Consider the following 7,643-nt stretch of genomic DNA (forward strand, 5'->3'; position numbering starts at 1 on the left):
TCGTATTATGACACAGTTTTTGGCGTCTTGTCAAAAAGTTTGATTTTTTATCTCGCTTTTTGCATCGCCTTGGCTGGACCGTCTTCACCGCTTTCCTCTGCCTTCCGAAGAAGTCTTTGTGAGCAGCGAAGCCTTGCAGTATACATCGGTTTTTGCGCTTCCGTCAAAGCCGCGCAAAAAACTTTCGCATCGGACCGCTCGGGCGCGAAGCGCCCTTGCAGCAGCGTCCTGCACATCCACACGTATATATATGAGGGGTGCGCCCACACGGATAATCAAAGCTCCTTTCGACTCGGGTTTTTCATGGCACTTATCACCTTGCAGGACGCGCAGCTGGCCTTTGGCCACGTGGCACTGCTTGACCACACCGACTTTGCGCTGGAAGCGCAGGAGCGGGTCGGTCTCATCGGACGCAACGGCACCGGCAAATCTTCGCTTCTGAAGATCCTGGCGTCCCTGGAAAAGGCCGACGACGGCACACTGCAGGTGCAGACGGGCCTGCGCATCGCCTATGTGCCGCAAGAACCCGTGCTGGATCTGCAGTCATCGGTGTTCGAGGCGGCCAGCGTCGGCCTCGCCGACGCTCGCGCGGCCCGGGATCTCTATCTCAGCGGCGCGGACGGGCTGGACCTGGATGCGCTGCAAAACCGCATCGAGGCATTGGACGCCTGGAACTGGGAACAGCGGGTAGAGGAAACCCTGCATCGCCTTCACCTGGACGGCGCGGTGCGCGTGGGCGAGCTTTCGGGTGGCAACAAGAAGCGCGTCGCCCTGGCGCAGGCCCTGGTCAGCAGACCCGACGTCCTGCTGCTGGACGAGCCGACCAACCACCTGGATCTGGACAGCATCACGTGGCTGGAAGACCTTCTGCTGGAATACAAGGGCAGCGTCGTCACCATCAGCCACGACCGCGCCTTCCTGGACCGGGTGGCCACGCGCATGGTCGAGCTGGACCGTGGACGGCTGTTGAGCTATCCCGGCAACTTTGCCCAGTACCAGCTGCTCAAGGAAGAACAGATGGCACAGGAAGCGGTGATCAACGCCCGTGCGGACAAGCTGTTGGCCCAGGAAGAGGTGTGGATCCGCAAAGGTGTGGAAGCGCGGCGCACACGGGCTCAAGGGCGCATCACCCGGCTGGAGCGCCTGCGCGAGCAGCGCGCACAGCGGCGCGACGCGGTGGGCAGCGTGAAGCTGGAGGTGGCCAGTGGCAATGCCAGCGGCAAGATCGTGGCGGAGCTGGAGAAGGTCACGCAGACGTTCTCCACCACCGACGGCGGGCAGCGCACCGTGATCCGCGATTTCTCCGCCACCATCCTGCGGGGCGACAAGATCGGCCTGATCGGCCCCAACGGCGCGGGCAAGACCACCTTGCTCAAGATCATCCTGGGTGAACTCATTCCCACCAGCGGCACGGTCCGCCAGGGCAGCAAGACCAGTGTGGCCTATTTCGACCAGATGCGCGACCAGCTCGATCTGGATGCCACGCTAGAGGATTTCATCAGCCCGGGCAGCGAATGGATCGAGATCGGCAACAAGCGCACCCATGTGAAGAGCTACCTGAGCGACTTCCTGTTCTCACCCGCGCGGGCCAATGCGCCGGTCCGAACGCTGTCGGGCGGGGAACGCAACCGCCTGTTGCTGGCGCGCCTGTTCGCACGGCCGGCCAACGTGCTGGTGCTCGACGAGCCCACCAACGACCTGGACATCGACACGCTGGAATTGCTGGAAGACCTGCTGCAGCAGTATGAGGGCACGGTGTTCCTGGTCAGCCACGACCGGCGCTTCCTGGACAACGTGGTCACCAGCACCCTGGTCTTCGAGGGCGACGGGCGCTGGCGCGAGTATGTGGGCGATGTGCAGGACTGGCTGACCCAGTCGGCGCGCTCGGCCGCTCTGCAGCGCGAGCGCGAAACCCCACCGCCGGCACCGGCACCGGCTGCCAAACCGGCCGCCCCGGCCCCCGCGGCGGCGGCCAGGAAAAAGCTGAGCTATAAGGAGCAAAGGGAGTTCGACGCTCTGCCCGCACTGATTGCAGCCCTGGAAGCCGAGCAAGTCACGATTGGCAAGGACCTGGAGAATGGCCAACTATTTCACAGCGACCCGGCCCGCGCGGCTCAACTTGGCGCCCGACATGCCGAAGTCGAGGGGGAATGGCTTCAGGCACTGGAGCGCTGGGAAGCGCTTGGCGGCAGCTGAGGGCCCGGCACAGGAACCCCAGGCCTTCGCACCACCTCACCAACGCCCATGACGCCCGATCGTCTCGCTTTTGACCTGCAACGCACGCTGGACGAGCTTCAGCAGGAGCGCGAGCGCACGCAGAAGCTGATGGGCGAGCTGGAGCACCAGAACCGCGAGCTCGACCGCCTGCGCAACACCGTGCACCGGGAGTCGAACAGCCGCCTGTTGGCCGAGGAGGCGCTGGACGAGGCGCGCGACCGCCTGCAACTCGCGGTGGACGCCGCCGGGCTGGCCCTTTGGGACTGGCAGTTGCCCGCCACCCAGGTGTTCCTGACGGCGCGCTGGGGCGAGCTGCTGGGCGACATCGCCGCCGACGGCTACTGGGAAGCGATCGACCTTCGCGCCCGCCTGCACCCCGATGACCTGGAGCCGCTGCGCGTGCAGGTGATGGCCCTGCTCGAAGGTCGCAGTCAGCGCGCCGTGGTGCAGCACCGGGTGCGCGCCTCCGAGGGCTGGCGCTGGGTGGAAACCCACGCCATGGTCGCCGAGCACGACAGCAAGGGCCAGCCCCTGCGGCTCATGGGCACGTTGGCCGACATCGGCGAGCGCAAGCGCATCGAGCAGGACAGCGAACGCGCCCGCGAGCTGACCGAACAGGCCAGCCGGGCCAAGAGCGAGTTCCTGGCCAACATCAGCCACGAGGTGCGCACGCCCCTCAATGCCTTCATGGGCCTCACGCGCATGCTGATGGACTCGCCGCTCAATGCGGATCAGTCCAGCTGGCTGGCGTTGATGGACAACTCGGCGCACGAGTTGCTGGACCTGCTCAACAACCTGTTGGATCTCTCTCGCATCGAAGCCGGCAGTTTCGACATCGAGAACGTGCGCTTCGACCTGCACCAGGCGCTGGAGCAGGCGATCGTGCCGTATGCCGAACAGGCGGGCGAACAGGCGCTGGACTTCCGCTTCGAGCTGCCGTCGAGCTTGCCGCAATGGGTGATGGGCGACGCCGTGCGCCTGCGCCAGGTGCTGAACCACCTGCTCTCCAACGCGATCAAGTTCACGCCGCGCGGCGGCAGGATCGAGGTGCGCATCCGTTCGATCGACCCCGTCGGCCAGACGCCGAAGCGGCTCCAGCTGCAGGTGCAGGACAGCGGTGTGGGCATCGCGCCCGAGCACCACGCCACCGTCTTCGATGCGTTCACCCAGGCCGACGCCTCCACCGCCCGCCCCTACGGTGGCAGCGGCCTGGGCCTGGCCATCTGCGCGCAGCTGGCGCGCCTCATGGGTGGCGAGATCGACCTCCAGAGCGACGAAGGCCAGGGCAGCACCTTCACGCTGACCCTGCCCCTGCGCGAGCTGGACCAGAGCCCGCTCAGTGCTTCGGCCGAGCTGATGGAAGTGGCTCAGGCCGGCGCGCGCTACGTCGGACTCGTGGTGCTGCTGGCCGAGGACCACCCGGTCAATGAATTGATGATGCGGCAACTGCTGCTGCGCCTGGGCTGCATCGTGCGTGTGGCGCGCGGCGGCGTGCATGCCGTCGCCCAGTGGGAGCAAGGCGGCATCGATCTGGTGCTGATGGACGTGCAGATGCCCGGCATGAGTGGCCTGCAGGCCACGCACGAGATCCGCGACGTCGAGGCCCGCCGCAAGCTGCCCCGGACGCCCATCCTGGCCGTCACCGCCAATGCCATGCCGGGTGACCGCGAGGCCTGCCTGGCCGCCGGCATGGACGGCTACACCGCCAAACCGGTCAGCCCGCAGGCGCTCATCAAGGAAATGAACCGGGTGCTGAAACTCGACGGCGGCGAGACCGAGCCCGGGGCCTTGGTCGAGCCGGCACCCGCCGAAGCACCCACGCCGCCGCCGGCAGCAGCCCCGGCGGCCATCATCGTCACCGATGTCGCGCCCGCCGCCACGCATCTGGAGGCGCTGGACGTCGAGAAACTGCTGCGCCGGCTGGATGGCGACGAAGAAACCCTGGGACAACTGGCCCAGGCCATGCGCGCCGATCTGGCCTCGCGCCAGAGCGAACTTCAGAAGGCGCTGCAAGCACGCGATTCGGCCGCCGCCGTGGCCCACGCGCACGGACTCAAGGGCTCTCTGGGCAGCATGACCGCCGAGCGCGGCGCGCGCCTGGCCAAGGGCCTGGAGCTGGCCGCCCGCTCGGGCGACTGGCACCTGTTCGCGCGCGCCCTGCCGCTGATGCAGGCCGAGGCGCGCCAGATCGACCGAGCCCTGGCGGACATCCTGCAGGCGCGCGGCCGCGACCTGTTCGACACCCGGCTTTGAGCCACGCCGGGCTCAGCCCGAGGCCTTCAGGCGCGTGAACACCCGCCAGAAGGCCGCATCCTGCGTGGTCGCGAAGTTGATGCGCATCAGGGTGCTGGGCGTGCGCGCCGCATGGAACAGCGCCCCGGGCGCGATCAGGTAGCCCTCGTCGAGCATGCGCTGCGCCAGCGCATCGGTGTCTACCCCGGTGTCGACCCAGCCGAACAGACCCACCGGCTCCGCCGCGAAATGGCAACCCGCGCCCAGCGCCAGCTTCACGCTGCGCGCCCGCGCGGCATCGAGCCGGGTGCGGATGCGCTCGGCGTGTCGGCGCAATTGGCCTTGCTCGATGCACAGCGCCAAAGCCCGCTCCAGCAGCGCCGGCGTGGTCAGCGTGGACAGCAGCTTGGTGTCGAGCAAGGGCTCCACCAGATCCGGCGGTGCGGCCAGGTAACCGATGCGCCAATTGGGCGCCAGGATCTTGGCGAAACCGCTCACGTAGATCGTGCGCTGCAGGCCGTCGAGCGCGGTCAGGCGGGTGGCATGCTCGGGCGCGATGTGGCTGTAGGTGTCGTCCTCGACGATGTGGAAGTTGTGCCGGTTGGCCAGTTGCAGCACGCGGTGTGCGGAGCCCGGCGACAGGCAGTAGCCGGTCGGGTTGTGGAACACGCTCACGCTCACATACAGCTTGGGCTGGTGCACCTCGCAATACCTCGCCATCACCTCCAGGTCCGGCCCGTCGGCGCGCCGCGGCACCGGCAGGATGCGCATGCCCAGCGCGGCCAGGCGCGCGAACTCCACGGCCCAGCCGGGCTCCTCCACCATCACCGGGTCACCCGGGCGCAGCAGCGTGCGGCTGACGATGTCCAGCGCGTGCGTGGCGCCCACGGTGGTGATGATGTGCCCGGCATCGGCATGGACGTTGAGCGAGGCCAGCTTCTGCGACAGCACGCGGCGCAGACCGCTGTCGCCCAGCGGCTCGCCGTACTGGAGCGAGAAGTCCTGCAGCGCGCGCATGCCGGTGACCTTGCGCACGGCGGCGGGCATGAACGTGGACTCCAGCCACTCCGGGGGGAACACGCCCATGCCGGGGTGCGGCTTGTTGCTGACCTTGTGGAACATCCCCCGGATCAGCGCCGTCGCGTTGATGGGCGATGCCCCCGCACCGGCCCTCGCTGCGGCCTTCGCCCCAGCCGACTGGCCGTCGGCGCGCGGTGTGGGCATCTCCCGCACGAAGAACCCGCGGTTCTTGCGCGCATCCACCAGGCCCTGCGCCAGCAGCTGGTCATAGGCGGCCACCACCGTGGAAGGACTCACGCCATGCTGCTGGGCGCACTGGCGCACCGAAGGCAGTCGCGCACCGGGCGCCAGCAGGCGGCTGCGGATGCGATCGGCGAAGCGCACGGCGAGCTGCTCGGTCAGGGATTGTGCGGGGGTCTTCATCAGCATGTCGGGGGCATCCTTCCAGCGCCTGTACTGTTTCGGCAACCAATACAGCTTCACAACTGCGCTGGCCAACTGTACTGCTTGTGTACTGGCTCAAAAGATTACATTGAACCTCCCGCATTGACAACCCCGCCCGTCCGGACCTCCCATGAGTGCCACCGAGTTGACCGCCCTGCTGCTGTTCTGCACCGCGATGAGCTTTTCGCCGGGGCCGAACACCACGCTGTCCACGGCCCTCGCGGCCAACCTGGGCCTGCGGCGCGCCCTGCGCTTCTGCTTCGCCGTGCCCACCGGCTGGACGCTGCTCATGCTGGCCTGCGGCCTTGGCCTGGGCGCCCTGGTGCTGGGCGTGCCGGCGCTGCGCTGGGGCGTGAAGCTGCTGGGCGTGGCCTACATGCTGTGGCTGGCCTGGAAGCTGGCGGGCGCCTCGAAACTCTCCGAGGTCGACGCCTCGCGCCTGAACGTCAGCTTCCTGCAGGGCGTGGGCCTGCAGTTCCTCAACATCAAGGCCTGGATGCTGGCGCTCACGCTCACCGCCGGCTGGGTGGTCAACGCCGCCGGACAGCCCGCGCCCAACCCCGGCCAGCGGCTGGCGATCATCTGTGTGGTGATGGTGTTCTTCGCCTTCACCAGCAACCTCACCTACGCGGTGGCCGGCTCGCTGCTGCGCCAGTGGCTCACGCAGGGCTCGCGCCTGATCTGGTTCAACCGCGTGCTGGCGGCCGTGCTGGTGGCCACCGCCCTCTGGATGCTCACCGTATGACCGCCCACAGCCTGCCCGCCCAGCGCTGGATCGACCGGCCCGCCAACAAGGGGCTGATGCTCGGCCTGCTGGGCGTGGTTCTCTTCGCGCTCACCCTGCCCATGACGCGGCTGGCCGTCGGCACCGTCGACGCGCCCCAGATGTCCGGCGTGTTCGTCGCGCTGGGCCGCGCCGTGGTGGCCGCCCTGCTCTCGCTGGTGTTCCTGGCCGCCACGCGCGCGCCCCTGCCGCGCCGCGAAGACCTGGTGCCGCTGGCCGTCACCGCCGCCGGCGTGGTGTTCGGCTTCCCCTTGTTCACCTCGGTGGCGATGCGCTATGTGGAAGCGGTGCATGCCAGCGTGATCGTGGGCGTGCTGCCCTTGGCCACGGCGGCGGTGGGTGCGCTGCTGCACCGCCAGCGCCCGTCCACCGGGTTCTGGCTCTGCGCGGCCCTGGGCAGTGGCCTGGTGGTGGGTTTTGCGGTGCTGCGCTCGGGCAGCGCCGGCCTCACGCTGCACCCTGCCGACGCGCTGCTGCTCGCCGCCATGCTGTGTGCCGCCGTGGGCTATGCGTATGGCGCGCGCCTGTCGCAGCGCATGCGCGCCGAACACGTCATCTGCTGGGCGCTGGTGATCGCCCTGCCGCTCACCCTGCCGCTGGCCACCCTGACCCGGCCGCAGGTGGCACTGCAGGCCTCGGCCTGGTGGGGCTTTGCCTACACCGCGGTGTTCTCGATGTGGATCGGTTTCTTCGCCTGGTACCGCGGCCTGGCCCTGGGTGGCACGGTGCGCGTGAGCCAGGTGCAGCTGGTGCAACCCTTTCTCGGCATGCTGTTCGCCGTGCCCCTGCTCGGTGAACGCCTCGACGCCGTCACGCTGGGCTTTGCGGTGGCGGTGATCGCCACCGTCTTCATTGGCAAGAAAATGCCGGTACACGCCAGCGCGCGCCCCGAACACGTTTGAACGGAGATCTTCATGAAACCCAACGACCTGCCCACCACCCCCAC

At 68.0% G+C, this 7,643-nt stretch carries 5 protein-coding genes; 4 read left to right on the forward strand and 1 reads right to left on the reverse strand.

Annotated features, from left to right (window positions below; translation table 11 throughout):
• The first annotated feature begins 303 nt into the window (after positions 1-303).
• Positions 304-2,196, forward strand: a complete 1,893-nt coding sequence (gene abc-f, locus AC07ZS_RS29190) for a ribosomal protection-like ABC-F family protein (protein ID WP_494801936.1) — start codon at positions 304-306, stop codon at positions 2,194-2,196.
• A gap of 48 nt (positions 2,197-2,244) precedes the next feature.
• Positions 2,245-4,470 carry an ATP-binding protein gene (locus AC07ZS_RS29195; protein ID WP_494801937.1) on the forward strand — a complete coding sequence of 742 codons (2,226 nt, stop codon included), beginning with the start codon at positions 2,245-2,247 and terminating at the stop codon, positions 4,468-4,470.
• Between the two features lie 12 nt (positions 4,471-4,482).
• On the opposite strand, the gene AC07ZS_RS29200 is transcribed toward AC07ZS_RS29195, so the two are convergent.
• Positions 4,483-5,898: an aminotransferase-like domain-containing protein gene (locus tag AC07ZS_RS29200; protein WP_494801938.1), complete on the reverse strand. Its 1,416-nt coding sequence runs from the start codon at positions 5,896-5,898 to the stop codon at positions 4,483-4,485.
• Positions 5,899-6,043: 145 nt separating this feature from the next.
• Between AC07ZS_RS29200 and AC07ZS_RS29205 the strand changes: the two genes are divergently transcribed.
• Positions 6,044-6,658, forward strand: a complete 615-nt coding sequence (locus AC07ZS_RS29205) for a LysE family translocator (RefSeq protein ID WP_494801939.1) — start codon at positions 6,044-6,046, stop codon at positions 6,656-6,658.
• Entirely contained in the window at positions 6,655-7,599 is a 945-nt protein-coding gene (locus tag AC07ZS_RS29210) for a DMT family transporter (protein ID WP_494801940.1), read from the forward strand. Before AC07ZS_RS29205 ends, AC07ZS_RS29210 begins: the two co-directional genes overlap by 4 nt.
• Positions 7,600-7,643 lie beyond the last annotated feature (44 nt).

This window comes from Hydrogenophaga sp. GW456-12-10-14-TSB4 (assembly GCF_059424305.1).

Coding starts and splice junctions, on each gene's coding strand:
- AC07ZS_RS29200 (WP_494801938.1), bottom strand. CDS start 5,898: ATGCTGATGAAGACCCCCGCACAATCCCTGACCGAGCAGCTCGCCGTG.
- AC07ZS_RS29205 (WP_494801939.1), top strand. CDS start 6,044: ATGAGTGCCACCGAGTTGACCGCCCTGCTGCTGTTCTGCACCGCGATG.
- abc-f (WP_494801936.1), top strand. CDS start 304: ATGGCACTTATCACCTTGCAGGACGCGCAGCTGGCCTTTGGCCACGTG.
- AC07ZS_RS29210 (WP_494801940.1), top strand. CDS start 6,655: ATGACCGCCCACAGCCTGCCCGCCCAGCGCTGGATCGACCGGCCCGCC.
- AC07ZS_RS29195 (WP_494801937.1), top strand. CDS start 2,245: ATGACGCCCGATCGTCTCGCTTTTGACCTGCAACGCACGCTGGACGAG.